This is a genomic window from Kluyvera fluvialis (assembly GCF_059725275.1).
This window is the reverse complement of record NZ_AP046142.1, coordinates 1,350,295-1,375,172: the sequence shown is the minus strand read 5'-3', so window position 1 is coordinate 1,375,172 and position 24,878 is coordinate 1,350,295. Positions and strand designations below refer to the sequence as shown.

The 24,878-nt window shown below is 54.5% G+C and carries 22 protein-coding genes; 5 read left to right on the top strand and 17 right to left on the bottom strand.

Annotated features, from left to right (window positions below; genetic code table 11):
• Positions 1-29: 29 nt before the first annotated feature.
• The 11 genes from sseB to trmJ all read right to left on the bottom strand — a co-directional run bounded on the left by sseB (position 30) and on the right by trmJ (position 8,922).
• Positions 30-806 (bottom strand): enhanced serine sensitivity protein SseB, encoded by a 777-nt coding sequence (gene sseB / locus AC6I4B_RS06660; protein WP_497770475.1) that lies wholly within the window; start codon positions 804-806, stop codon positions 30-32.
• 63 nt (positions 807-869) lie between these two features.
• Entirely contained in the window at positions 870-2,156 is a 1,287-nt protein-coding gene (gene pepB, locus AC6I4B_RS06655; RefSeq protein WP_497770473.1) for an aminopeptidase PepB, read from the bottom strand.
• Between the two features lie 53 nt (positions 2,157-2,209).
• Positions 2,210-2,410: a Fe-S cluster assembly protein IscX gene (gene iscX / locus AC6I4B_RS06650; RefSeq protein ID WP_497770472.1), complete on the bottom strand. Its 201-nt coding sequence runs from the start codon at positions 2,408-2,410 to the stop codon at positions 2,210-2,212.
• Between the two features lie 11 nt (positions 2,411-2,421).
• A complete protein-coding gene (gene fdx / locus AC6I4B_RS06645) occupies positions 2,422-2,757 on the bottom strand; it encodes an ISC system 2Fe-2S type ferredoxin (protein ID WP_497770470.1) in 336 nt (111 codons plus the stop codon).
• Between the two features lies 1 nt (position 2,758).
• Positions 2,759-4,609, bottom strand: coding sequence for a Fe-S protein assembly chaperone HscA (gene hscA / locus AC6I4B_RS06640; RefSeq protein WP_497770469.1), 1,851 nt, complete (start codon positions 4,607-4,609; stop codon positions 2,759-2,761).
• Between the two features lie 15 nt (positions 4,610-4,624).
• Positions 4,625-5,140, bottom strand: coding sequence for a co-chaperone HscB (gene hscB / locus AC6I4B_RS06635; RefSeq protein WP_497770467.1), 516 nt, complete (start codon positions 5,138-5,140; stop codon positions 4,625-4,627).
• A 70-nt stretch (positions 5,141-5,210) separates the two neighbouring features.
• Positions 5,211-5,534 carry an iron-sulfur cluster assembly protein IscA gene (gene iscA / locus AC6I4B_RS06630; protein ID WP_004104506.1) on the bottom strand — a complete coding sequence of 108 codons (324 nt, stop codon included), beginning with the start codon at positions 5,532-5,534 and terminating at the stop codon, positions 5,211-5,213.
• Positions 5,535-5,550: 16 nt separating this feature from the next.
• The gene (gene iscU / locus AC6I4B_RS06625) at positions 5,551-5,937 is read right to left on the bottom strand and encodes a Fe-S cluster assembly scaffold IscU (RefSeq protein WP_004866383.1); all 387 of its coding nucleotides are present in this window, start codon (positions 5,935-5,937) and stop codon (positions 5,551-5,553) included.
• A 148-nt stretch (positions 5,938-6,085) separates the two neighbouring features.
• Positions 6,086-7,300 (bottom strand): cysteine desulfurase, encoded by a 1,215-nt coding sequence (iscS, locus tag AC6I4B_RS06620; protein WP_497770466.1) that lies wholly within the window; start codon positions 7,298-7,300, stop codon positions 6,086-6,088.
• A gap of 166 nt (positions 7,301-7,466) precedes the next feature.
• Complete coding sequence (gene iscR / locus AC6I4B_RS06615; RefSeq protein WP_497770464.1) at positions 7,467-7,958, bottom strand: Fe-S cluster assembly transcriptional regulator IscR; 492 nt, start codon at positions 7,956-7,958, stop codon at positions 7,467-7,469.
• Positions 7,959-8,190: 232 nt separating this feature from the next.
• Positions 8,191-8,922 (bottom strand): tRNA (cytosine(32)/uridine(32)-2'-O)-methyltransferase TrmJ, encoded by a 732-nt coding sequence (gene trmJ, locus AC6I4B_RS06610; RefSeq protein ID WP_497770463.1) that lies wholly within the window; start codon positions 8,920-8,922, stop codon positions 8,191-8,193.
• Between the two features lie 121 nt (positions 8,923-9,043).
• Between trmJ and suhB the strand changes: the two genes are divergently transcribed.
• Positions 9,044-9,847 carry an inositol-1-monophosphatase gene (gene suhB, locus AC6I4B_RS06605; protein ID WP_497770461.1) on the top strand — a complete coding sequence of 268 codons (804 nt, stop codon included), beginning with the start codon at positions 9,044-9,046 and terminating at the stop codon, positions 9,845-9,847.
• A gap of 61 nt (positions 9,848-9,908) precedes the next feature.
• Here suhB and AC6I4B_RS06600 read toward each other — a convergent pair whose 3' ends face one another.
• Together AC6I4B_RS06600 and AC6I4B_RS06595 are read right to left on the bottom strand one after the other, a co-directional pair.
• Positions 9,909-10,889, bottom strand: a complete 981-nt coding sequence (locus tag AC6I4B_RS06600; RefSeq protein WP_497770460.1) for a nickel/cobalt transporter — start codon at positions 10,887-10,889, stop codon at positions 9,909-9,911.
• Positions 10,880-11,518 (bottom strand): DUF1007 family protein, encoded by a 639-nt coding sequence (locus AC6I4B_RS06595; protein ID WP_497770458.1) that lies wholly within the window; start codon positions 11,516-11,518, stop codon positions 10,880-10,882. The genes AC6I4B_RS06600 and AC6I4B_RS06595 overlap by 10 nt, the downstream gene beginning before the upstream one ends.
• 115 nt (positions 11,519-11,633) lie before the next feature.
• On the opposite strand from AC6I4B_RS06595, the gene csiE reads away from it, so the two are divergent.
• Entirely contained in the window at positions 11,634-12,911 is a 1,278-nt protein-coding gene (gene csiE / locus AC6I4B_RS06590) for a stationary phase inducible protein CsiE (protein ID WP_497770457.1), read from the top strand.
• Here csiE and AC6I4B_RS06585 read toward each other — a convergent pair.
• The 4 genes from AC6I4B_RS06585 to AC6I4B_RS06570 all read right to left on the bottom strand — a co-directional run bounded on the left by AC6I4B_RS06585 (position 12,908) and on the right by AC6I4B_RS06570 (position 19,731).
• A complete protein-coding gene (locus tag AC6I4B_RS06585) occupies positions 12,908-14,044 on the bottom strand; it encodes a 3-phenylpropionate MFS transporter (protein WP_497770455.1) in 1,137 nt (378 codons plus the stop codon). The genes csiE and AC6I4B_RS06585 overlap by 4 nt on opposite strands.
• Before the next feature lie 90 nt (positions 14,045-14,134).
• Positions 14,135-14,965, bottom strand: a complete 831-nt coding sequence (locus AC6I4B_RS06580; RefSeq protein ID WP_497770453.1) for an aldose 1-epimerase — start codon at positions 14,963-14,965, stop codon at positions 14,135-14,137.
• On the bottom strand, positions 14,962-16,392 hold the full coding sequence (locus AC6I4B_RS06575; protein WP_497771972.1) for a sugar porter family MFS transporter: 1,431 nt from the start codon (positions 16,390-16,392) through the stop codon (positions 14,962-14,964). Before AC6I4B_RS06575 ends, AC6I4B_RS06580 begins: the two co-directional genes overlap by 4 nt.
• A 72-nt stretch (positions 16,393-16,464) precedes the next feature.
• Positions 16,465-19,731, bottom strand: coding sequence for a DUF5107 domain-containing protein (locus AC6I4B_RS06570; RefSeq protein ID WP_497770451.1), 3,267 nt, complete (start codon positions 19,729-19,731; stop codon positions 16,465-16,467).
• Positions 19,732-19,846: 115 nt separating this feature from the next.
• Between AC6I4B_RS06570 and AC6I4B_RS06565 the strand changes: the two genes are divergently transcribed.
• The 3 genes from AC6I4B_RS06565 (at position 19,847) to AC6I4B_RS06555 (ending at position 24,807) form a co-directional block, all read left to right on the top strand.
• Positions 19,847-21,043 carry an ROK family transcriptional regulator gene (locus tag AC6I4B_RS06565; RefSeq protein WP_497770450.1) on the top strand — a complete coding sequence of 399 codons (1,197 nt, stop codon included), beginning with the start codon at positions 19,847-19,849 and terminating at the stop codon, positions 21,041-21,043.
• Positions 21,044-21,226: 183 nt separating this feature from the next.
• On the top strand, positions 21,227-22,615 hold the full coding sequence (locus AC6I4B_RS06560; RefSeq protein WP_497770448.1) for an MFS transporter: 1,389 nt from the start codon (positions 21,227-21,229) through the stop codon (positions 22,613-22,615).
• The gene (locus AC6I4B_RS06555) at positions 22,612-24,807 is read left to right on the top strand and encodes an alpha-galactosidase (RefSeq protein ID WP_497770446.1); all 2,196 of its coding nucleotides are present in this window, start codon (positions 22,612-22,614) and stop codon (positions 24,805-24,807) included. The genes AC6I4B_RS06560 and AC6I4B_RS06555 overlap by 4 nt, the downstream gene beginning before the upstream one ends.
• Positions 24,808-24,878: the final 71 nt, after the last annotated feature.

Sequence of the window (24,878 nt, the reverse complement as noted above, 5' to 3'; positions counted from 1 at the left end):
GCCTTATCCGGCCTACACGCTACGCCAACTTAGATAATGCGGTTGTTTTTGAAGTCGCGCAGGAAACCGCCCCAGCGGCGTTCGTAGAACGGGGTGATATGCTCGGTGATATAATGGCTGATGCCCTGCTCACCTTTCACCACGCGGCAAATATCAATCGGTTCATCGCCTGGAAACGTATCTGTCGCCACGCTACCTGCGGCGTGAATAATCTCTTCAATGTCACCGTCGGCTTCAATCCCAATCAGCAGGTTTGCTTCACCATCCGCGCTCTCTTTGATAGAGCAGATAAACGCACGTTTTACCGGTTTGAGGGTTTTAAACAGCGTGGTAAGAGAATCAATCATTTGCGCTGGCGGTTGGGCAACCTCGGACAAAATCAGCGATTCGCCGCCTTCCAGCACTTCTTGAGTGCTCAGCGGGCTGCCTTCTTCGCCAATCAAATGGCTGATTTCACGCGGGGTGAACTCTTTGCCGGTCGGCAGTTTGGCGTTGAGGAACAGCGTCTCGCCCAGCGTCATTTCAAACAGCGTACGCACCGGCATAACCACAAACGCTTGCTCATCTTCCACCGCTTGCTGTAAGGCTTCCAGCGAGGTGAAAAAGGGGATAACCGTCGTGCCGTCGTCTTTTTCCCAGTGCTGCAAATCCAGTGCACTGTCTTCAACAATCTGCTCACCTTCCGCTGCGCTTCCGGGAACCCAGACGGTTGATTCCAGCAACGTGCGGAAAAATGCCGGGCGGTGAGCCGGTTCGGTCGCCGCTTGTTCCAGCAGGGTTTCTAATTCGTTTTTGCTTTCGGACATAGAGATTCCAGATAGGTGTATTCCCCTCACACTCCCTACAGGGATGAGCGTGAGGGGGAAAACTTACTCAGCGGTCAACAGATTGGCAATGGTGCGCACACCCAGACCCGTCGCCCCTGCTGCCCACTGTTCTACCGCGCCTTTACGGTAGGTTGCGGAGCAGTCGATGTGCAACCAGCCCTGACGGTAGTTTTCAACGAAGTGAGACAGGAAGCCCGCCGCCGTGCTCGCGCCAGCCGGGTAAGTCGCATTGGCGGTGTTGTTCAGTTCCGCAAAGTTCGACGGCAGTTGGTGGCGGTGGAATTCCGCCAGCGGCAGACGCCAGAACGGCTCATTTTCTGCTGCTGCACTCGCCATCATGCGGTTTACCAGGCCATCGTCAAAACTGAACAGCGCGTGGTAATCGTTACCCAGCGCCGTTTTCGCCGCGCCAGTCAGCGTCGCCGCATCGATAATCAGCTCCGGTTTCTGCGCAGACGCATCAATCAGGCCATCAGCCAGCACCAGGCGCCCTTCCGCATCGGTGTTCATCACTTCAACGTTTTTACCATTGCGATAATGAATGATATCACCCAGTTTGAAGGCGTTACCGCTCACCATGTTGTCGGCGCAGCACAGGTACAGTTTGACGCGTTTGTTGAGGCCGCGAGTGATAGCGAACGCCAGTGCGCCAGTCACCATTGCCGCACCGCCCATGTCGGATTTCATCGAATCCATAAAGGCGCTTTGTTTCAGGCTGTAGCCGCCGGAGTCAAAGGTGATGCCTTTGCCCACCAGGCAGGCGTAAACCGGCGCTTCTTTATCGCCGGTTGGGTTGTAATCCAGCGCCAGCAGCACCGGCGGGCGCTCGGAGCCACGGCCTACGGTGTGGATCCCCATGTAGTTCTGTTCACGCAGGTCTTCACCTTTGGTAATGCGGTAAGAAACCTGGTCACAGGCGACGCTGCACAGCAAATCCACCGCGCGTTGCGCCAACTGCGATGGGCCGACGTCTTCCGCCGGAGCGTTGATGGTGTCGCGCACCCAGTCGATAATGGTCAGGCGGTTATCCAGCTCCTGACGCTGCGCGTCATCCAGCTCCGGCCACTCTACTTTGCGAGTGCCTTTCGGCCCTTTGTAACCAGCCCAGAATGCCCACGCGCGGTCAACGTCCCAGCCTTCACCGGTCAGCGCGACGTGCTTAATGCCCATGCCGTCAATTTTGCGCGCGGCGCGTTGAATCAGGCCCAGGCTGTCGTTGCCAGTCAGGTGCAGGGAAATTCCGTTATCATTAATACTGTAAGTCGCTTTTTCACCCCAACGCGCATCGGCTGGCTGTGTCGTAAGCGTAATGTTCATAGCATCTGTCATTGTATTTATCCTTATTAGCAAACGGGCCGCCCGAAGGCAGCCCATTATGTGACTTACTCTGCTTCATCCAACCAGACTAGCAGAATTGCCTCAAGGATTTTTTCATTTGATGCCTGAGGGTCATCATCAAAATCTTCGAGGTCGCAAATCCATTGGTGCAGGTCGGTAAAGCGTACGGTCTTCGGATCGGTATCCGGGAAGGCATCGTACAGCGCCTCACCGATTTCTCGGCTGTCGGTCCACTTAAGTCCCATACTACCTCCTGTTAATGCTCGCGCGCGTGGTTAATTGTGTAACGCGGAATTTCGACCACTAAGTCTTCATCGCTTACGCGCGCCTGACAGCTCAGACGGCTATCCGGCTCCAGACCCCATGCTTTATCCAGCATGTCGTCTTCGTCTTCGGTGCTTTCCGGCAGTGAGTCAAAACCTTCGCGCACGATGCAATGGCAGGTGGTGCATGCACAGGATTTTTCACAAGCGTGTTCAATCTCGATGCCGTTGCGCAGCGCAACGTCGAGAATGGTTTCACCGCTATTCGCTTCCAGAACTGCGCCATCTGGACATAAGTCCTGATGAGGCAAAATAACAATCTTTGGCATATTAAACCTCGTCCACGGATTGGCCTTTCAGCGCAGTACGGACCGATTGATCCATACGACGTGCGGCGAATTCCTGGGTTTGTTTGTCAACGTTTTTAATGGCTTGTTCTATGGCGTCGGTGTCATTGCCTTCGGCTACCGCGCGCAATTGCTCGGCGGCTTCGTCAATTTCCTGGCGCTCTGCGGCGCTGAGCAGCGCGGCATCCGCAGCCAGCGCGCTGGTCAAACTCTCCAGCACACGTGCGGCTTCCACTTTTTGTTCTGCGAGCATACGGGCTTTAACATCCTGCTCGGCATAGCTCATTGAATCCTGAATCATGGTGGCGATTTCACCATCGGTCAGCCCGTAGGACGGTTTAACCTGGATTGACGATTCAACGCCGGTGGATTTCTCCATCGCGGTCACGCTTAACAGCCCGTCGGCATCCACCTGGAAGGTGACGCGAATGTGCGCTCCACCTGCCGGTAATGCCGGGATACCACGTAACGCAAAGCGCGCCAGCGAGCGGCAATCCTGCACCAGTTCGCGCTCGCCCTGCATCACGTGAATAGACATGGCGGTTTGGCCATCTTTAAAAGTGGTGAACTCCTGCGCGCGCGCCACCGGAATGGTGGTATTACGCGGGATCACTTTCTCCACCAGGCCGCCCATTGTTTCAAGGCCGAGCGACAGTGGGATAACGTCCAGCAACAGCATTTCGCTGTCCGGCTTGTTGCCCACCAGAATGTCGGCCTGAATCGCCGCGCCAATCGCGACGACTTTATCCGGGTCGATGGAGGTCAGCGGTGTACGACCGAAAAATTCACCTACCCGCTCGCGTACCAGCGGCACACGCGTAGAACCGCCAACCATCACGACTTCCAGCACTTCGCTGGCATCAACGCCGGCATCTTTTAATGCCCGACGGCACGCCAGCAGCGTGCGTTTAACCAGCGATTCAATCAGCGTATTGAACTGTTCACGGCTGATTTCACCCTGCCAGCCCGCGACGTTAACGGTGACCGAATCGGCATCGCTCAAGGCGATTTTGGCGGCAATGGCGGCATCCAGCAGCTCGCGCTGTACACGGTTGTCGCTACGATCGGCAATCCCCGCCAGCTCGCGAATATGGTCAGCCAGCAGGTGGTCAAAGTCGTCGCCGCCGAGCGCGGAATCCCCGCCGGTCGCCATCACTTCAAACACGCCACGGCTTAAACGCAGAATAGAGATATCAAACGTGCCGCCGCCGAGGTCATAAACGGCAATCACGCCTTCCTGACCGGAATCCAGGCCGTAGGCAATTGCCGCTGCGGTCGGTTCATTGAGCAGGCGCAGAACATGCAGCCCCGCCAGACGCGCGGCGTCTTTGGTTCCCTGACGCTGTGCGTCATCGAAATAAGCCGGAACGGTGATAACCACCCCGTCCAGTTCACCGGCCAGCGATTCGGTCGCCCGCGCCGCCAGTGCTTTGAGAATATCGGCAGAAACGCGAATCGGGTTCAGTACCCCGGCATGGGTCACCAGCATCGGCAGGCCATTTTCGCTTTCCTGGAATTGGTACGGCAGATGCGGGTAGCGCGCCTGAATATCCGCCAGCGAGCGGCCCATCATGCGTTTTACCGAGCTAATGGTATTCGCCGGATCTTTGGCGGCATTACTGCGCGCGTCATAACCCACGGAGTGGCCCTGAGCCTGGTAATGGACGACGGAAGGCAGCAAGTGGCGGCCTTGGCTATCGGCCAGCGTTTCCGCCTGACCACTGCGCACGGTCGCCACCAGCGAATTGGTCGTGCCTAAGTCAATCCCTACCGCCAGACGACGCTGGTGTGGTGCGGCACTCAGACCCGGCTCGCTAATTTGTAATAAGGCCATGTTAATCTTCCAAAATTAGAAATCGAGCAGCTTTTCTTCGAGTAATTCAGCGCTGCTTTGCAGTTTATCGAGAAAACGTAGTTTGCGCACGGTATCCGCCGCCGTCTCCCACGTCTGGGCATCTAATTCCGCCACCATCTGCTGCTGGCGTTGGGTATACATCGCTTTAATGCGTTTGAGCAGTGCTTCCAGGCGGTCGGTGTCTTTTGCCTGTTCAATGTCGTCCAGCTCTTCGCGCAGCTCCAGTTGTTCCATCAGGAACGCGGTATCGCGCACGGTGTGCTGTTCACTTGAGAGGTCAAACCCGTGTAGGGAGAGCAGATATTCCGCGCGCATCAGCGGGTGACGCAGGGTTTGCCAAGCCTGGTTGATCGTGGCTGAACGCTGCACCGCTACTAGCTGTTCGGCTTCGCTGGCGCTGGCAAAACGATCGGGGTGGTTCTGGCGTTGCAGATCCTGGAAGCGCGCCGCGAGAGCCTGAGTGTCTACGTGGTAGTTGGCTGGCAAGCCAAAGAGTGTAAAGTAATCCATGACTATCTCAGGGTAAGTAAAACAAAACCCCACGCACAGGCGGCCTGCGGGTGGGGTTGGAGGCATTGAGTTACACGTTAAAACTTTCGCCGCAACCGCACTCATCTTTAACATTGGGGTTCGTAAATTTGAACCCTTCGTTCAGGCCTTCTTTAACGAAGTCCAGTTGAGTACCGTCAAGGAATTGCAGGCTTTTGCCGTCGATGACCACTTTCACACCTTTGTCTTCAAACACGGTGTCTTCAGCCGCCGGTTCATCAACAAATTCCAGTACATAGGCCATACCCGAGCAGCCGGAGGTTCTCACGCCCAGACGCAGACCAAACCCTTTACCCCGGTTGGCCAGAAAGGTATTGACTCGCGCTGCTGCACTGTCGCTCAGTGTAATCGACATAACAAAACCTCAATCCTTATTTTGCTTCACGTTTGCTTTTGTAATCCGCAATGGCGGCTTTAATCGCGTCTTCTGCCAGGATAGAACAGTGAATTTTCACCGGTGGCAGTTCAAGCTCGTCGGCGATATCGGTATTTTTAATCGCCTGTGCTTCGTCCAGAGATTTCCCTTTCACCCATTCGGTAACGAGGGAGCTGGAGGCAATGGCGGAACCGCAGCCATAAGTCTTGAAACGCGCGTCTTCAATGATACCTTCATTGTTGACTTTAATCTGCAACTTCATCACATCGCCGCAGGCTGGTGCACCGACCATGCCGCTACCGACGCTGTCGTCGCTGTTGTCGAAAGAGCCCACGTTACGTGGATTCTCGTAATGATCGATTACTTTTTCGCTGTAAGCCATGATGAATTCTCCTTATTTGTACCCTAAATCATTCGAGTTGCAGGAAGGCGGCAAGGGAGCAAATCCCCAGGAGCGTACATAAGTACGTGACTGGGGTGAGCGAGCGCGGCCAACGCATCTGCAACTTGAAGTATGACGGGTATACCGATTAATGATGTGACCATTCGATGCTGTTCAGATCCACGCCCTGTTTGAACATTTCCCACAGTGGGGAAAGGTCGCGCAGACGGCCAATAGATTTGCGAACTAAATCGATGGTGTAATCAATCTCTTCTTCGGTAGTAAAACGACCTAAAGAGAAGCGAATGGAGCTATGTGCCAGCTCATCAGTCATACCCAGCGCGCGCAGCACGTAGGATGGCTCAAGGCTTGCAGACGTACAGGCTGAACCGGAGGAAACCGCCAGGTCTTTCAGCGCCATAATCAGCGACTCGCCTTCAACGTAGTTAAAGCTGACGTTGAGAATGTTCGGCGCGCCCTGCTCAAGGTCACCGTTCAGGTACACCTCTTCCATATCTTTCACGCCGTTCCACAGACGGTTACGCAGGCCGCGCAGGCGCGCCATTTCGGTTTCCATCTCTTCTTTAGCGATACGGTACGCTTCGCCCATACCCACAATCTGGTGAACTGGCAGAGTACCGGAACGCATACCGCGCTCGTGACCACCGCCGTGCATCTGTGCTTCGATACGGATACGCGGTTTACGACGAACGTACAGTGCGCCGATCCCTTTCGGGCCATAAATTTTGTGACCGGAGAAGGACATCAGGTCAACTTTCAGTTGGCTCAGGTCGATAGGCAGCTTGCCCACGCTCTGGGTCGCATCAACGTGATAGATGATGCCGCGCGCACGGCACATTTCGCCGATAGTCGCGATATCCTGCACCACGCCGATTTCGTTGTTCACGTGCATGATGGAAACCAGGATGGTGTCGTCACGCATCGCAGCTTCGAGTTCTTTCAGGTCAATAATGCCGTTACGCTGCGGGGCGAGATAGGTAATCTCAAAACCTTCGCGCTCTAACTGACGGCAGGTGTCCAGCACGGCTTTGTGTTCGGTTTTGCTGGTGATGATGTGCTTGCCTTTTTTCTGATAAAAGTTGGCAGCACCTTTAATCGCCAGGTTGTCGGATTCAGTCGCACCAGAGGTAAAGACGATTTCACGCGGGTCAGCACCGACCAGTTCAGCAATCTGATTACGGGCGATATCTACCGCCTCTTCAGCCTGCCAACCAAAACGGTGTGAACGGGAGGCCGGGTTACCAAAGGTCCCGTCCATAGTCAGAAACTGCATCATTTTCTCGGCAACACGCGGGTCCACCGGCGTGGTTGCGGAGTAGTCGAGATAAATCGGTAATTTCATTGCTCTTTAACTCCGTACATCACTCAATGCAAGGAATCAGGCAACCGGCTGGATGTACGACCGCGTTGACGGGACGGGTAGTCCCGGCCTGACTCTGAAATCTCATTTTTATCGTTTAACCCCCCTGCCAGATGCGCCCTGTTCGGCACACGGCAGGAGAGGTAGATTATGCACGTAACTTAACGTCGATTGCGTCTTGTACGCGATTATTGCGGGAGGTGTCTTGCGTATGCTGACGACCAGACACGTCCAGAACTTCCTGGTTATTCACCAGTTCACCGAGAGTGATATTGTTCAGGAAACCTGTCAGGCGGTCGCTCAGGTCACGCCACAGTGCGTGGGTTAAACATTTATCGCCACCCTGGCAGCCACCTTTCCCCTGACAGCGAGTGGCGTCAACGGACTCGTCCACTGCGCTAATCACTTCACCTACGGCGATGTGGTTTGCTTCTTTACCCAGCAGATAACCACCGCCAGGCCCGCGTACGCTTGACACTAAGCCATTTTTACGCAGACGGGAGAACAGCTGCTCCAGATAGGAGAGTGAAATTCCCTGTCGTTCAGAAATATCGGCCAATGGTACCGGGCCCGATTCGGAGTTGAGTGCGACGTCCAGCATCGCGGTCACGGCGTAACGCCCTTTAGATGTCAGTCTCATGTCTTACTTAACCTCAAACTCGCCCCTGCCCGGGGTTTTTAATAATAGTGTGGGTATTGCATAGCAGGGGCAAGTCTGACATTCCCGACTAAATCAGTCAACTATTTACTTGAGTAATTTAGTCAGGTATTTAACCATCAGTGCGGTATGTCTATCGCCGGATGGCACTTCGCCTCTCCAGCCCACGAATAGCGCGGCCTGTAGGCGAAGCGCCATCCGACATGACAAGCGATTACTTGCCTTTATTCTGCTGTTCAATCGACGCCAGAATCCCGCGCAGGATGTTCAACTCCTGGCTTTCCGGGCGCGCACGGGTGAACAAACGACGCAGTTTATTCATCACCTGCCCCGGATGGTTTTCACGGATAAACCCTGTAGAAAGCAGCGTCTGCTCCAGGTGACCGTAGAAACGTTCCAAATCGTCTACCAGCGGATACGGCGTCTCGTCATGCTCGACTTTCTCGCCGCTTTCCTGCGCTGCCAGCCAGGCCATACGCACTTCATAGGAGATAACCTGCACCGCCATCGCCAGATTCAGCGAGCTGTATTCTGGGTTCGCGGCAATCGCCACGTGATAGTGGCACTTCTGCAATTCATCGTTGGTCAGGCCAACGCGCTCACGGCCAAACACCAGCGCAACCGGCGCGTGTTCGGCTTCGGCGACGCTTTTCAGGCCGCATTCGCGTGGGTCGAGCATCGGCCACGGCAGCGTGCGGGAACGGGCGCTTGTCCCCACCACCAGGCTACAACCCGCCAGCGCTTCGTCGAGGGTATCGACTATCTGTGCGCTACCAATCACATCGCTCGCACCAGCTGCCAGAGCAATCGCCTGCGAGTCCGGTTTGACCAGCGGGTTGACCAGCCACAGGTTGGTCAGACCCATTGTTTTCATAGCGCGGGCAACAGAGCCCATATTGCCGGTGTGAGAGGTTTCGACCAGCACGATTCGGATATTTTGCAGCATTGTCATTCTTCGTCTAAAGATTATTCGGCCATATTATCATAAAGCGGAGACAGAAACCGAATTCGCTGTTATGATGTGCGCCGTTTTTCCCCGTTCTTTAACATCCAGTGAGAGTAACCTGATGCATCCGATGCTGACTATCGCCGTGCGCGCTGCGCGCAAAGCGGGTAATGTAATTGCCAAACACTACGAAACGCCTGACTCAGTAGAAACCAGCCAGAAAGGCAGCAATGATTTCGTAACCAACGTTGATAAAGCGGCTGAAGCCATTATCATCGAAACAATTCGCAAATCTTACCCACAGCACACCATCATCACCGAAGAAAGCGGTGAACATGTTGGCGAAGATCTGGATGTTCAATGGGTTATCGATCCACTGGATGGCACCACCAACTTTATCAAACGTCTGCCGCACTTCGCGGTTTCCATCGCGGTACGCATCAAAGGCCGTACTGAAGTGGCGGTGGTTTACGATCCAATGCGTAACGAACTGTTCACCGCAACTCGCGGTCAGGGCGCACAGCTAAACGGTTACCGTCTGCGTTGCAGCACCGCTCGCGACCTGGATGGCACCATCCTGGCGACCGGTTTCCCGTTCAAAGCAAAACAACACGCTCCGGCTTACATGAACATCCTCGGCAACCTGTTTACCGAATGCGCTGACTTCCGTCGCACGGGTTCTGCGGCGCTGGATCTGGCATACGTTGCCGCAGGTCGCGTTGACGGTTTCTTCGAAATTGGCCTGAAGCCGTGGGATTTCGCCGCAGGTGAACTGCTGGCACGTGAAGCGGGCGCACTGGTTTGTGATTTCACCGGTGGTCATAACTACATGATGACCGGCAACGTGGTGGCAGGTAATGCGCGCGTGGTGAAATCAATGCTGGCGAACATGCGTGACCAACTGAGCGAAGCGCTGAAGCGCTAAGTTTGGCTGTGAGGCCCGGCGGCGCAGAGCTTGCCGGGCCTCTTTTATACATCCGGCCATGTTAAAACGGCCTCATCCCCCGCCCTGCGGGCACGGCACTCAACCACATCACCACCGCCGCCGCGATAAGCAGCGCGCCTCCGGCTAACGCCAACGTTGTCCAGCCAATCTGTCGCCATAATACCGGCGTTTTTTCCCCGCTCAGTTTCACTGCCAGCGAGCGAAAACCGTGAACTAACAGCGCCAGAGAACTTATCGTGAGCGACGTTCCCGCCGCCATCGCCAGCGCCGAGGCCATTCCCCAGGCAAAAACACCGATAATTTTGCTGAATAACAGCACCATAATCGCACCGGAACAGGGGCGCATCCCCATCGACAGCACCACCATCACTCGGGCGCGCCAGTCATCACCGCTGTGTACCTGTGAAGGGTCTGGCAGATGTTGATGCCCGCAGCCACAATGCTCGTCGTGCACATGGATGGGCTTAAAACCGCTGAATGTGGGTTTACGCAGTAAGCGGCGAAGTTTTTTGAGCGCCCGCCAGCACAGCATCAGCCCCAATACGCCCACCAGCACGTAGCTCGCTTTTTCCAGCCAGAAGCCGCTAAGGTGGAGCTGCCGCGCCGGTAGTTTCAGTAGCGTTAACACCACCACCACTAACGCAATCGCCACCAGCCCCTGTAATAAAGAAGACGCCAGCGTCAGGCCAATGCTCGAACGCAGTTTTGAGGGATGGGTCGCAAGCCAGGTGGTGATCACCACTTTGCCATGCCCTGGCCCCAGCGCGTGGAGCACCCCATAGCTAAAGCTAAACAACAGTAGTGAACCACCGGCCTGAGCAGGATTTGCCGCCACCGCTTTTAATAACCCGCTCATTTGCTGGTTCACTTCACGCTGCCAGATAATGCTTTTCACCATCACCTGCGGCCAGGCTTGCCATAACCACAGCGCACCAAGCACGCTCAGCAGCAAAAAAATCGCCAACGGCCACAGCGCCAGCCAACGGCGCGGCGGGCGTTTTAGGTAAGCGGTCATGGACATTGTACGGTCACCTTTTGGGCAAACTGTTTGCCTAATTCCATATCCTCTTCTGGCGCATCTTCTTTATCGAGCGACTGCGCGTAAGAGAGCATATCTTCGTTGGGTTTTGGCGTATGCACACTGATTTTGCACTGGCCTTTAACGCCTGGCGCAAACGCCACATCAGCGTCATTTTCATAGCTCATATCAACGTAGTAAGTCGGGTCAAAGGTTGAGAAGGTGTACGTCTGCCCCGCCAGAGGCTGCGGTGTCGCTAATGCAAGCGTGAAGGTCAGCACCGCCTGATGCCCCTCGCGCGCCAGGCCGTAGTCCGTTGGGCGGTTAGCAAACTTCACCTTTTTACCGTCATGCCAGAATTCGGTGAAATAGTGCTGCCCCAGCACATTCGCCATCACTTCCGCCGCCAGTTTTTTCCATACTTCGTCGCCCGGTTTGGCGTTTCCGGCGTCATACAGCAAATCGGCAGAGGTGAGCTCATCCATCACCCAGCGCATTTTCATGCCCTGCAACTGACCGTTGGTTGCTATCAGTTGGGTGGTCAGGGTGATAAAACTGTGCGGGTGCGCCTGGGCGGTTAATGATAAAACCGCAAGGAACACCATAACTGCGCATTGTTTCACTCTCTTCATCCGTTCCTCAGTGAAAAATTCTGTGACCGCCGCCAGCATTCCTTAGCGAAAGCTCATTGGCTGCCGTTATCTTTTGGCTACGCTTATCGTTATTACTGCTGCTGGAACACAACAGATGATGACCGTACTTGAACCGCCATCTGTGCTTTCCAGTCCACAGCGCCGCTGCCAGGCGCTGCTGATGCTGTATCTCCCTGGGCATTCCATCACGCCGGAATACATTGGCAAAGTGAATAATGTCGATGTTGCCACGGCCCGGCAAGATCTGATTGACGCCGGAGAGGAGATCGAGCGTTACCATCGCCTGGCTATCGCCACTTTGGCGGATGGTAGCTATCGGATTGAAGGCACTACGCTTGACCTGCGCCTGTGTTTACTCCACTGGCTACGCCGCGCATTGCGTCTGTGCCCCCATTTCGTGAACGAACATTTTACGCCGGTACTTAAAACGCACCTGAAACAACTGAAAATTGCCCGCACCTTATACGATGAAACCAACCTCCAGGCGCTGGTTAACCGTTGCGCCCGCAGCCTGAAGCGCGAGTTCGCCAGCCGCGATGGGCAATTTTTACGCCTGTATCTGCAATACTGTTTATTACAGCATCATCAAGGGGATAGCCCGCAGTTCAGCACCTTGCAAAACCTGTGGACGCGCTCAACGATGGAGTACCAGATGGCGGCAGATATCGTGCGTCACTGGCAACGACGGGTGCAGCGAATCCCACACCATAACGAACAGTCGTTTTTAGCGCTGCTGTTTATGCTGCTGAAAGTCCCCGATCCGCGCGGCGACAACGACGCGCAAGACCACCAGCGACACCACGACATCGCCCGCTTAGTGAACCACTTTCAACAGATTGCCGGTTGCCGGTTTACCGACGAACGCGGGCTGTGCGACCAGCTCTATGTTCATATCACACAAGCGCTGAACCGCTGCATTTTTGATATTGGTATCGACCATCATCTGCCCGAGGAGATCCACCATCTCTACCCGCGCCTGATCCGCACGACACGCGCAGCGCTAATCGATTTTGAAACCCGCTATATGCTGCGCTTTAGCGATGATGAAACCGCGTTGATTGCGGTGATTTTTGGCGCGGGATTAATGCAGGAAAGTGAGTTACATGAAAAACAAGTGCTGCTGTTAACCGGTGATAACCCGGCGCTGGAACAAGAAATTGAGCAACAGCTACGCGAGCTAACGCTGCTGCCGCTCAATGTGAAATACCTGGCGGTACAGACCTTCCAGAAAGAAGGTGCGCCGAAAAACAGCACGCTGGTGATTTCGCCCTACGCGATTGCCCTGCCGCTGTTTTCGCCGCCGCTGATTCATGCCGAACAGCCGCTGAGCGAGCATCAACAGCGGCATATTTGTAAAATACTGGAAACCTAAGGCGTGATGGCCTTCGGTCGCACGACCAGCGCCGGTAGCGCCACCAGCGCCATCACCCAGAACAACCCTTGATGCAGGTGCTGATAAAGGAAGCCCGCGAACATCGTCATTACCGCAATGCTGCCGCCCATCGCCACCGCAGAGTACACCGCTTGCAGACGGATAACCTCGCTCCCCTGGCGCGCGGCGATGTAGCGCATCGCTGCCAGGTGGCAGACGGTAAACGTGCCGCAGTGCAGAATTTGAATCAGAATCAGCCACGGCAGGCTCGTTGTCCAGCCCATCAGCCCCCAGCGAATCACACCGCAAATCGCCGACAGCAGCAGGAGATCTCTGGCGCTGAAGCGACGGAACACTTTTTTACTCAGCGCAAACGTCACCACTTCCGCCACAACGCCAAGCGACCATAAATAGCCCACCGCCGAAGCCGAATACCCTGCGCCCTGCCAGAAAATAGCGCTGAAGCCATAATAGGCGGCGTGTGCCCCTTGCAACAGGCTCACGCAGGCCAGAAAACGCCAGTTTTGCACCACCAGCGAGCGCCAGGCTGGCCAGCCAACCGACTCCTGATGACGAGATTCCCCCAGCGGCATCACCGATGGTTTCAGCAACATGCCGAGCAGCATGGAGGCAATACCTAAACTCAGCATCAGCAAAATGACGTGATAATCAAACAGGCTCACCAGCTTGCCGGTTAGCGCAGAACCAATCACGAAAGCTATCGATCCCCACAGCCGCACCCGACCATAGTCCATAGTGATTTGCTTTTGCCAGGTGTTAGCCAACGCATCGGTCAGCGGAACCAGCGGCGAGAAAAAGAGGTTGAAGCCAATCATGACCCCCATCAGCCACGCGACCTCCGTCCCCGCCCAGAAAGCCATCGCGAACAGCAACGTCATCAGCGCCAGAATACGCAGCACGCTGATTAAACGTGAAGGATCGCTCACGCGCGGCGCAATCAGCAGGCTACCTAAAAAGCGGGCCACTAATCCTGCGCCTAACAGCATTCCGATGGTTTCAGGCGAAAGCCCTGCGCCTTTGAGCCAGACGCTCCAGAAAGGCAGAAAAATTCCGTAGCTAAAAAAGTAGGTGAAATAACTGAGCGCCAGCCAGCGCGTCGAGTGCAAGACCATGATTTCCTCCCGGATGGAGGCGACAGTCTGGCGATAAACACGGGCTGGCGCAAGCGTGCTTTATCGGGTAAATCTCGGCGAATAAGGCGATTATTCGACAGACAATTGCATAGCAAAATGCAGTGAATCTCCCCGCCCTAATAGCGACAACCCAGGCTGCCCCGGCAGGTTGTGCGCATTCACCGGATGCGTCTGTGGCTCCAGACACAGAAACTCCTCACCCGACATTCTGAACAGCATCAGCCACGGAGTTTGCGCCGAAAGCGTGACTCTCATCACATCATTAGTGATGACCGCGCATCCATTCCACCCCGAATAGCCGACATTCAGCCAGTCGTCTGTACCGTACTGCGGGCGGGAAAAGTCCACCGCAGCGGGCAACTCCCCTTGCCAGTCGAGAGGCAAATGCAGCTCGCCCTCCGGCCAGTATCCGCTAGCCTGAAACTGCACCTGGCTCGTCGCATCAAAATAAAACCAGGGATGAAAACCGCAGCCGTAGAGCATCGGTAGCTCGCCCCGATGGGTTAAATGCAGCTCAACGTGCAGCGTGTTATCCCGCAGTTGGTAGCGCAGTTCGGCTAAATAATCATAGCCACAGGCGTGCTGGCTCTGTCGTTGCAAAACGCAGCAATCGCTGGTCTGTGAAATCACCGCCCACGGCTTGAGCCAGCCGTCGCCGTGCAAAAAGAACTGTTCATCCGCCTGATGATGCGGCAGCGTTATCTCACGCCCCAATAGCTTAAAGCGATTACCGGCGACGCGGTTTGCCAGCGGGAGCATCGGAAATAACGCACTTTCCCCCGGCGCTTCACGCAGTATCGGCCTTTGATGGCGCAGTGAGCACAAGCTCTGTACCGCCCCGCCCTGCGGGGTGATGCGCATCCGTAGATGCGCATTCTCAAGCAATAATGTCTCCATCATTGAGCCTGACGCTGTTGGGATGCCGTCGCGTGTTTCGCGGCTAACTGTGCTTCCAGTGCTTCCAGAGTGACGCCTTTTGTTTCCGGCACATGGCGCAGAATATAGAAGTAACCCGCCGCGCAAATCACACCGTAGAGCAGGAAACTACCCGACGCCCCTAACCCCGCATTGAGCAGCGGGAAGGTATAAGTCAGCAGGAAGCAGGCAATCCACAGCGCCAGCGTGCCGAAAGACATCGCCAGACCACGAACGCGATTAGGGAAGATTTCTGACAACAGCACCCACGTCACCGGCGCTAACGTCAGGGCATAGATAGCGATAGCCGCCAGAACCAGCAACAGCACCGGCCAGCCCATAATGCCCGCCGCATAGGCTGCGGCAATCAGCATATAGATAATCGTCAGCCCCGCCGCGCCCAGCAGCATCAACTTACGGCGGCCCAGTTTATCGACCAGCGGTAAGGCGGCGAGCGTAAAGACCAGGTTGATAATGCCGGTTGCCACGATAGATTTCAGCGTGCCATTGATATCAAAGCCAGCGGAGGCAAAAATCTCCTGCGCATAGTTAAAGATGACGTTAATACCGCACCATTGCTGGAAGATAGCCAGCACCATACCGATAATCACAATGGGTTTAATCTGCGGCTGCAAAAGCGTAGACCAGGCAACCTTTTGGGTGTCTTTTTCCAGCGTCTGCATAATTTCATTCAGGGTTTGAGCGGCGTACTCTTTCGAGCCGATACGCTCAAGCATTTGGCGAGCCTTCTCTTTTTTGCCCGCTTTGGCTAACCAACGAGGTGATTCCGGGACAAAAAACATCAACACCAAAAATGCCAGCGCCGGAACCAGTTCAGCGCCAAACATCCAGCGCCAGCCCACCTGACCATTCCAGCTTTCAGCAATCATCTGTAACGATGCGCCGGGTTCTACCGGTTTAGCAATCAGCAGGTTAATCAGCTGCGCGCCCAGCACCCCGATCACGATAGTCAGTTGGTTTACCGTGACAAAACGCCCCCGTTTTTCCGCCGGGCTGACTTCGGCGATATAAAGCGGGCTGACGGCTGACGCCAGGCCAATCCCAACGCCACCGACAATACGGTAGATGACAAACATATCGAAGTGGCTGGCCATCGCCGTGCCCCAGGCGGAGGCACTAAACAGAATCGCCGCCAGAATAAGCGGCAGCTTGCGACCAAATTTATCCGCGCACCAACCAGAGATGAGCGCACCAAATATACAGCCCGCCAGCGCGGAACTCATCGCCCAGCCAGACTGTGCCGGGTCGGTAATGGAAAACCAGGCTTCATAAAAAGGCTTGGCTCCGCCAATCACCACCCAGTCATAACCAAACAATAAACCACCACAGGCAGCGACCAGACAAATCATCCAGACGTAGCCCATTTTCAAATTTTTCTGCGTGTTATTCATCATGATTCCTCTTTAAGGGAAACGCAGGGTGCAGGGTACTTCCGGTGGCGCCAGCGCCACCGGGATCACACGTTATTGAAAGAGAGAAGCCTTAAGCGCGTGACGAATCAGATGCGCTTTATCATGGGATGGATTCAGCGCCAGCAGCGCGTTTAACGCGGTTTCGCACTCGGCCCGATTCCCTAAACCTAAGTGACCCAGCGCGGTAATCAACAAACAGTGCTGGCGATGTTTCGCATCGGCTGGGGTATCAAGAACCACCAGGTCCGGCAGCGATACGGCGAAGAAATCCGCTTCTGGCGGGGTTTGGGCCTGGCGCTCAACCCACGCGAGGAAACTGTGGAAATGACGTTCCGCTTGCGCCGTTTCGCCTAATGCGTGCAGCGCCATTCCCTGCCAGAACAGATAATCCACCGGCTGGTCGTTGTAATAACGCCCGGCATCTAACGTGCTATCGCCGCGCGTTGCCCGTTCAAAGCAGCGAGCCGCTTGCGCCTCGTTCCCTTGCAGCGATGCGCAGTGCCCCAGCAAATACCAGATATCGTTATCCGTCTGCCCCGGAAGACGCCCTTCGCCCAGGTTGTGCGGATAGCGCAGCGCCTGTTGCAACAAAGCGGCCGCCGCTTCTGGCTGTTGGCCGTCAATATGGGCTAAGGCGCGATGCAGGTGGTTAAGCAAGAATTGCCCGGTAACTTTGCCTTCGCCCCCTTCCCACGGATGGAATGTGCGCTCATTTAACACCTGCGCGGCAGCGGCGTAATGGCCTTTGACATGCCACAGGCTTAACAACTCGGCGCTTAAATCGTCACGCTTCAACGCCACCGACTTGCGAGACTCCAGCACACTCAGGCGCGCATCCACCGACTCCCCCGTCAGTTTCTTGAGGTAATCAAGCTCGAACAGGAAGCGGGCGTTTTCCGGCTCCAGCTCAACCGCCTGCTGTAAGTACGCCAGCGCGCGCGGTGCATCCTGATGTTTATTCCACACATAAATCCCCAGCAGACGGTGAACTGGCGCAAAAGTTGGCTCCAGCGCCAACGTGCCATTCCAACAGGCAACCGCATCGTCATAGCGACGTTTGCTATACCAGAAGCAGCCCAGCAGATAGCGGGCGAAAGCGTTATCCTGCAAGGTTTGCAGCATTTGCACTTCATTGAGGGTGTTCGGGAAGCGCACACGGTGGCGCAGACAAGCATGGGCGCGCTCAATCAGCGGCTGAGGGTTTTCGCTCAGTGACGCCAGCCACATCAGCGCCAGCGTTTCCTGGCTGTCCAGCAGTTGCAGCACCGCTTTAGCTTCAGCGCGCAAGCCCAAAGAGGTCAGCCAGCCCGCCAGTTCACAGGCGTTAGTGCCACGGAGTCCCGTGACATCGATAAGCGCCTTTGCAGTGTCTGCGGTTGGGCTGATAGCCCAGCGGGCGTAATGCAGCACGTAGCTCAGCGGATACGCGCGAAGCTGTTGGCTAATGAAGGCTAACGCCTCGTCCTGACGCTCCAGTTTTGCCAGCGCCAGCGCTTTCAGCCCCATCGCCAGGTTATTGCTGGCATTAAATTGCAGGCTTAACGCCACTTTCTCCAGCGCCTGGGCATAGTCGCCTTTTTTCATTGCCAGACGCGCCAGCGACCAGAACGCCGCATCGCGGCAGTCGCCGCTCCAGCTAGCTTTGTAGTAGTGATCCCACGCCTGAGTGTCGTCGCCCATCCGCTCAAGCGCAGTGGCAAGCAGCATACTGGCTTCGCCATTGCGCGGGTTTTTGTTCCACTGATGCGCGCGTTTGAGCGCCGCCTGAGCGCACGATTTCGCCTGTTCCCAGTCAGCGCTATTCAGCGCCTGCGTCCCTAACGCCACATTGTTGCGGTAATCCAGCGGATCCACTTCCAGCGCCCGACGGTAGTAATCACCGGCGTAGCGGCTGGCATGGTTGTACTGCTCTAAATGCTGGCCGATGAAATAGAGTTCATCAGTATTAGTGAGATCCTGAGGGCGAGCCGGTGCGGTTGCCGCCGCCGGGAGCGGCGTTTCCTCGGCGATGTGTTCTTCGTAGCTCAGCAGTTCGCGCCCCGAAGCCTCTGTAACGCTCAGGGTGACACGCTCATAGCCGCCATCCGCCAGCGTAGTTTGCCAGCTTTGGCCCGGCTGTAGCGTCAGGCGCTGTTTGTGAATGGGCTGCCCTTGCGCGGAAATGACGACCTGCACATCATGCAACGGCGCGATGGCGTAGACCCCAACCGCCAACTGGTTACCGTCGCGTTCCAGGCGCATCGCCAGCTCCGTGCTGGCGTTTTGTACCATCCCCAGCTCGCTGTAAGGCAGAAAGTTTTGCACAAACACTTTCTCTTCATACGGCGCAAGCCAGGTGAAATCAGGTTGGTTATCGGTAAAGACACCGGTCATCAGCTCAATGTACGGGCCGTTTTCATCGGTCAGATTGCGATCCCACGCCGTACCGAAATCGTCGTAACCCCACGTCCACTGTTTTTTGCCCGGTGAGACATGGTGGTCGGCAACATGCAGAAGCCCGCCGCGCTCGCCGTGGTGATAGGCACCGACGAAATCATAGTCTGATTTTTCTGCCATGTAAGAGGTTGGAACTGGCACGTTTTTGTAGCGAGAAATATCAACACCGGCTGAGTAATCCACCTTGTAGTAAGTGCCGGTTGCGATCGGGAATGCCGAAACATCGCGCTTCCCGTGGTCAAATACCGCGGTCACATCGGGTGGAAAGACGCTCTGATGCTCGTCACCGCCTTTCACTGCCGGGTTCGCCCACCACAGGAAATGGCGCGGCGTGGCGTTGCCGTTAAAGACTTTGCCAGTAATTTCAATCAGCGCACGGTCGGGATAAAGCGTGAAGCCGGTCATCACCTGTAGACCGCGCATCGGCTCAACTTCCCCCATCCACACGGTTTGTTCGCCGTTATCGCCTTTCTGGAGAGTGAAATCGACAGGCATGAAGGTGGTTGGGCGGTGATGCTGCGGCCAGTTAAATTCAATACCGCCTGAAATCCACGGCCCCAGCAGGCCAACCAGCGCGGGTTTCACCACTTCGTTGTAGTAGACAAAATCACGCTGTTTTACTTTGTCGTAAGCGCGGTGAATACGCCCGCCCAATTCCGGCAGCAGCAGAATTCGAATGAAGTCGTTCTCCATCCAAATGCCCTGATATTCACGCATTTCACGCTCGCCGGTGAGCGTATCTACCACGCCATAAGGGTACACTGCGCCAGACGACCCCTGGTAAACACGTTTTTCAAGGAACATGGGGTTTTCGTCTTCTTTGCCCGTAGTCCACGTTGGCAACGTAAGTGTCTCCTGCCAGACCTTAACCACTCCGTACATAACCATTCTCCAGTAAACAAAACACAGTGAAATACGATAGGATGGCAGTGTAGATGAGTTATTTTCCGGTAAATTGCGTGATGCTCACGCATTACTATTAACAAGGTTTAGTAATATGCAGACTGCGGGACTGAATAATCAGACGGTAAGACAGCATAATCGCCGCGCGATTATGGCGTTGATTTGGCGCTATAAACGGTTGAGCAAATCCCAGCTTGCGACGCATACCGGGCTTTCTATTCCGGCAGTCAGTAAGATCCTTGATGAACTGGTCGGCGAGGGAAAACTCAGCCATTCCAGCGAAAATCTCAGTGCTCGGGGCATTAGCAGCGGGCACTATCAAATTCCCAGCGATGGGCCGTTTATCCTCTGCATGAACGTCACGCCGACCAGTATCGAAAGCCAACTGGTTGACGCGCAGATGACGCCAATTGGGGATTTTCTCCATACCCAGGTCAACGCACCAACGCCAGAAGCGCTGCTCTCAGCCATTGAAGCCCTGTGGCGGCAGCAGCAGAAAGGCTGGCCGGGAAGGCATATCAATCTTGCACTTGGCGTGCATGGCCAGGTTGATCCTGATACCGGTGTGTCGCAAACCATGCCGCAGGCACCGTGGAAAAAGACAATTGAAATTAAATATTTACTGGAAGAGAGGCTGCGCGTTTCTGTCCAGGTGGATAACGACTGCATTATGCTGGCGCTGGCTGAGAAGTGGCAAAATGCGAGCAACCGCCAGGATTTTTGTATCGTTAATGTCGATTACGGCATTGGTTCCTCGTTCGTTATCAACGGGCAAATTTATCGCGGGATGCTTAACGGCAGTGGGCAAATCGGACACACGATTTTCGATCGCGATGGCATCGCCTGCGACTGCGGGCGTTATGGTTGTCTGGAAACCGTTGCCTCGTTATCGGCGCTGAAAAAGCAGGCTCGAGTCTGGTTAAAATCACGCCCTACCCCTTCAGAAATAGACCCGCAAACCATCACCAGCAGTCAGTTGATAAACGCCTGGCACAATGGCGATGAACAGGTGATTCAATGGGTGGATAACGCTGCCAATGCGATTGGGTTAACATTATATAACTTACTGAATATCGTTAATATTAACCAAATATTGTTTTATGGCCGTAGCTGTGAATTTGGTGATAAATGGCTGCAAACAATATACCGTCAGATAGGTTTTACCCCTTTCGATCACGGTGATGCAGTACGCACTCAGCAAACGAAAATTGGCCTTGGCAATCTCACTCGCCAACAACAAATAACGGGCATCGGTTATTTATTTGTTGAAGCCGCGCTCACCCAAGCCTGACGATATTGCCGCCGCTACGGCAATATAAAAATACGTCAACATAAAATACGATTAGTAATCTTTGTTTACTTAAATATAAATCTCGGCGCAAAGTCCGCCCGCTATTGTTGCTCTACGCTACCCCCGAAAGTTGAAGCTCATTGTCGTTTAATCCGATCATTTATTCAATTCAGGGGAACTCAAATGGAGTTAACCAGTTCGAGCAGTGAAGCGGCTGTAGATAAAAAACAATATCCACGAGATAAAGTATCGTGGACGACTGCGATATCTTACGGTATGGGAAGCTATGGCGCGAACGTGATGTATGCGTTTATCGCCATATATTTAATGCTGTATTACACCGATAGTTTTGGCATCAAGGCCGCCGCCGTCGGTTTGCTTTTTTTAGTCGCCAGGCTCGTTGATGGCGCTACCGATATTGCTCTTGGGATCCTTGTTGATAATACCCATACAAAAATGGGGAAATTCAGACCCTGGATTCTCGTAGGCAGTATTTTGGTTTCACTCACGACAGTCGCCTGCTTTTTAAGCCCCGATTTATCTGAGGCAGGCAAATTAGTTTATGCCTATGCAACATACATTTTATGGAGCATTTGCTTCGCAATTATTGACATACCTTATTGGTCACTCTCCGCAGCCATTACCCAGGATCCCGTTGAGCGCACTAAAGTGATTACCATTCCAAGAACCATTGCAACCTTTGGCTTCCTGACGGTAAGCGCCTCTACGCTGTGGTTAGTGAAATATGTTGGAAGTTGGTGGGGCGTGTCACTGATATTCAGCGCTATTTTCTTAATTTGTATGCTTATCACCTTTTTTGGCGTCAAGGAAAAACATACCGTTCCGCGCAAAGAGAGACAAAGTTTTAAAGGCTTTTGGACTCTGTTAAAACAAAACAAACCGTTACGTTACCTATTAATCGGGATGTTTATGCTGGAGTTAATCGGCATTCTGCGCGGGACTTTTCAGCTCTATTTCTTTATTTATAATCTAAATGCTGAAATGGCACTGGCGGCATTTTTGACCGTCTCGCAGGTAGCCCAGGTTCTGGGGGCGATTGCCTCACCATTTGTCTCTGCTAAATTCGGCAAAAAGAACACCGCGATTTATAGTAGTTTCTTAATGTCGCTCTCCTGCATTGGGTTATTCTTTTTCCAAAGCAATATCTCGATAATATTTATTATTGGCACGCTAGCGCCGTTCTTCGGTGGCGTGGGGCAAATTGCGCTTTACTCCATGGTGGCAGACTGCGTGGAATATGGTGAATGGGTCAGCGGCAACCGCTCAGAAGGGATGGTTTTCTCCCTCAATATATTTAAAACCAAACTCTCTGGCGCGATTGGCGGGGCCATTGGCGGCTTTTGTTTATCATGGGCTGGCTACATCCCCCATGTTGTTCAATCGTCGCAAACTGCGCTTTGGATTGGCTTATTCTTCACGCTTATCCCCGGTATTTTAACGCTGGTCAGTTTAGTGCCGCTGGCAAAATACGAAATTACAGAAAAACGCTTTTTCGAAATCCTCGATGACATCCACAGCCGTAATAAAAAAACGCAGGAAGTGACGCTATGATCAGCTGGAATGAAAAAACACAAACGTTCCACTTACAAAACAGCAGCATTAGTTACGTGTTAGCCATCGCCCACCAGCGCTATCTGACGCATTGTTACTGGGGAAAACGGCTGGCGACATGGAGCCGGGGTTACGATTATCCGGCGTTGGATCGTTCCTCTTTTTCACCGACGCCCGCCGGATGGCCAGACAGAACATTCTCGCTAGACACCGCCCCTCAGGAATATCCGGGGCACGGGGCGGGTGATTACCGTGAACCGGCCTTTGAGGTGCGTTATGCCGATGGTCATCAGGTGAGTAACCTGCACTATGTTGCTCATCAAATTCAGCCAGGAAAACCCAGCCTACAGGGGCTACCTGCCACCTGGGTTGAGCAGGATAACGATGCTGAAACGCTGATTATTACGCTCGCTGACCCCGTGACACATTTACAGGTAGAGCTGAGCTACACCATTTTTCGCCAACATGCGGTGATCACCCGCTCGGCACGGTTAAGCAATCAGGCGGAACAGCCTCTACGAGTGCTCAGGGCGCTAAGTTGTGGCATTGATCTGCCAGACGACCGCTGGCAGCAGATTCAGTTTCCAGGTGCCTGGGCGCGCGAGCGTCAATGGCATCGCCAGCCGTTTAATCCCGGTATTAATGTCCTCGACAGCAAACGCGGGGCCAGCAGTACTCATCAGCAGCCATTTATTGGCCTGGCTCGCCCGGAAACCACTGAAATGCAAGGTGAAGCCTGCGGCATCCATTTAGTCTACAGCGGTAATTTTACCGCGCGTACTGAAGTGGATGCCTATCGCCAGACGCGCCTGCTGTTGGGGATTAACCCGCATGGTTTTGGTTGGCAACTGGCTCCGGGCGAACACTTCCAAACGCCGGAAGCCGTGCTGGCATGGTCAGACACCGGGCTGAATGGGCTATCGCAAACGCTGCATCGTTTGTATTGCGATAATCTGGCGCGTGGGCCGCATCGCCATCAGCCACGCCCTATTCTCGCCAACAACTGGGAATCCACTTACTTCGACTTTAACGAACAAAAATTGCTGACCTTTGCCGCCAATGCGAAGGCGCTGGGGGTTGAACTGCTGATGCTGGACGATGGCTGGTTCGGTGAGCGTAATGCCGATACCTCGTCATTGGGCGATTGGTTCGTTAACGCCCGGAAATTCCCCGATGGGCTGCGACCGCTTATCGATAACGTGCACTCGATGGAGATGAAATTCGGCCTGTGGTTTGAACCGGAGATGATTTCACGGCGCAGCGAGCTGTTCCGCCAACACCCGGACTGGGTGCTCAATGCGGGCAATCAACCGTTATCCGAAGGGCGCAACCAATACATTCTGGATTTGGGGCGCGAAGACGTGCGTGAAAATATTCTCGCCCAGATGAGTGTGTTTTTGGATAAACACCCGATCGACTACATCAAGTGGGATATGAACCGCAATATGACCGAGGTCGGTTCCAGTACCGCCAGCCCACAATGCCAGCAGGAAACCGCACACCGTTATATTTGTGGTGTGTATGCCCTGCTTGAAGCACTGACAACGCGCTTCCCGCATATTTTGTTTGAATGCTGTGCAGGCGGCGGCGGGCGTTTTGACCCAGGGATGCTCTATTACATGCCGCAGGCGTGGGTCAGCGACAATACGGATGCCGCCTCGCGGGTTCACATACAGTATTCCACCAGCCTGCTTTATCCTCCGGTCATGCAGTGCGCCCATGTTTCCGAAGTGCCTAATCACCAAATGGGGCGCAGCACCTCCCTGGAGATGCGCGGCGCAGTGGCGATGAGTGGCAACTACGGCCTGATGCTGGATTTAATGCGCAGCGACAGCGAGCGTGATGAAGCGGTCAAACAGCAAATCGCGTTTTATAAACAGCATCGCCAACTGTTGCAGTTCGGCACGTTCTGGCGGCTGGTCAGCCCGTGGGAAAACACCGATTTTGCCGCATGGATGTTCGTCGCACCGGATCAAAGTGAAGCGCTGGTGATGGCATTTTCCCTGGTTAGCCAGGCCACCGCACCGCTACGCCTGCTCCGTTTGGCCGGGCTGGCGCTGGATGCTCGCTACCGCCTTGATGAGAGCGAAAATGAGATAGGCGGCGACGAATTAGTCCATCGCGGCATGTGGATTAATCCCCCGCTGAGCCGTGATTACACCAGCCGAATCTGGCATTTGACGCGCATATAGTTTTATACCATCAATCCCCCCTCTCCTGGAGGGGGTTTAAGGTTGATAACAAAAAGCGGGGCCAGCGCGCT

What these genes read in the sequence shown, in the direction of transcription:
- trmJ (WP_497770463.1), bottom strand. Translation starts at nt 8,922, where the DNA reads ATGCTGCAAAATATCCGAATCGTGCTGGTCGAAACCTCTCACACCGGC.
- suhB (WP_497770461.1), top strand. Translation starts at nt 9,044, where the DNA reads ATGCATCCGATGCTGACTATCGCCGTGCGCGCTGCGCGCAAAGCGGGT.
- AC6I4B_RS06555 (WP_497770446.1), top strand. Translation starts at nt 22,612, where the DNA reads ATGATCAGCTGGAATGAAAAAACACAAACGTTCCACTTACAAAACAGC.
- pepB (WP_497770473.1), bottom strand. Translation starts at nt 2,156, where the DNA reads ATGACAGATGCTATGAACATTACGCTTACGACACAGCCAGCCGATGCG.
- AC6I4B_RS06565 (WP_497770450.1), top strand. Translation starts at nt 19,847, where the DNA reads ATGCAGACTGCGGGACTGAATAATCAGACGGTAAGACAGCATAATCGC.
- hscB (WP_497770467.1), bottom strand. Translation starts at nt 5,140, where the DNA reads ATGGATTACTTTACACTCTTTGGCTTGCCAGCCAACTACCACGTAGAC.
- fdx (WP_497770470.1), bottom strand. Translation starts at nt 2,757, where the DNA reads ATGCCAAAGATTGTTATTTTGCCTCATCAGGACTTATGTCCAGATGGC.
- AC6I4B_RS06600 (WP_497770460.1), bottom strand. Translation starts at nt 10,889, where the DNA reads ATGTCCATGACCGCTTACCTAAAACGCCCGCCGCGCCGTTGGCTGGCG.
- AC6I4B_RS06580 (WP_497770453.1), bottom strand. Translation starts at nt 14,965, where the DNA reads ATGATGGAGACATTATTGCTTGAGAATGCGCATCTACGGATGCGCATC.
- iscU (WP_004866383.1), bottom strand. Translation starts at nt 5,937, where the DNA reads ATGGCTTACAGCGAAAAAGTAATCGATCATTACGAGAATCCACGTAAC.
- hscA (WP_497770469.1), bottom strand. Translation starts at nt 4,609, where the DNA reads ATGGCCTTATTACAAATTAGCGAGCCGGGTCTGAGTGCCGCACCACAC.
- iscX (WP_497770472.1), bottom strand. Translation starts at nt 2,410, where the DNA reads ATGGGACTTAAGTGGACCGACAGCCGAGAAATCGGTGAGGCGCTGTAC.
- AC6I4B_RS06575 (WP_497771972.1), bottom strand. Translation starts at nt 16,392, where the DNA reads ATGAATAACACGCAGAAAAATTTGAAAATGGGCTACGTCTGGATGATT.
- AC6I4B_RS06585 (WP_497770455.1), bottom strand. Translation starts at nt 14,044, where the DNA reads ATGGTCTTGCACTCGACGCGCTGGCTGGCGCTCAGTTATTTCACCTAC.
- AC6I4B_RS06595 (WP_497770458.1), bottom strand. Translation starts at nt 11,518, where the DNA reads ATGAAGAGAGTGAAACAATGCGCAGTTATGGTGTTCCTTGCGGTTTTA.
- iscA (WP_004104506.1), bottom strand. Translation starts at nt 5,534, where the DNA reads ATGTCGATTACACTGAGCGACAGTGCAGCAGCGCGAGTCAATACCTTT.
- csiE (WP_497770457.1), top strand. Translation starts at nt 11,634, where the DNA reads ATGATGACCGTACTTGAACCGCCATCTGTGCTTTCCAGTCCACAGCGC.
- AC6I4B_RS06570 (WP_497770451.1), bottom strand. Translation starts at nt 19,731, where the DNA reads ATGTACGGAGTGGTTAAGGTCTGGCAGGAGACACTTACGTTGCCAACG.
- sseB (WP_497770475.1), bottom strand. Translation starts at nt 806, where the DNA reads ATGTCCGAAAGCAAAAACGAATTAGAAACCCTGCTGGAACAAGCGGCG.
- AC6I4B_RS06560 (WP_497770448.1), top strand. Translation starts at nt 21,227, where the DNA reads ATGGAGTTAACCAGTTCGAGCAGTGAAGCGGCTGTAGATAAAAAACAA.
- iscR (WP_497770464.1), bottom strand. Translation starts at nt 7,958, where the DNA reads ATGAGACTGACATCTAAAGGGCGTTACGCCGTGACCGCGATGCTGGAC.
- iscS (WP_497770466.1), bottom strand. Translation starts at nt 7,300, where the DNA reads ATGAAATTACCGATTTATCTCGACTACTCCGCAACCACGCCGGTGGAC.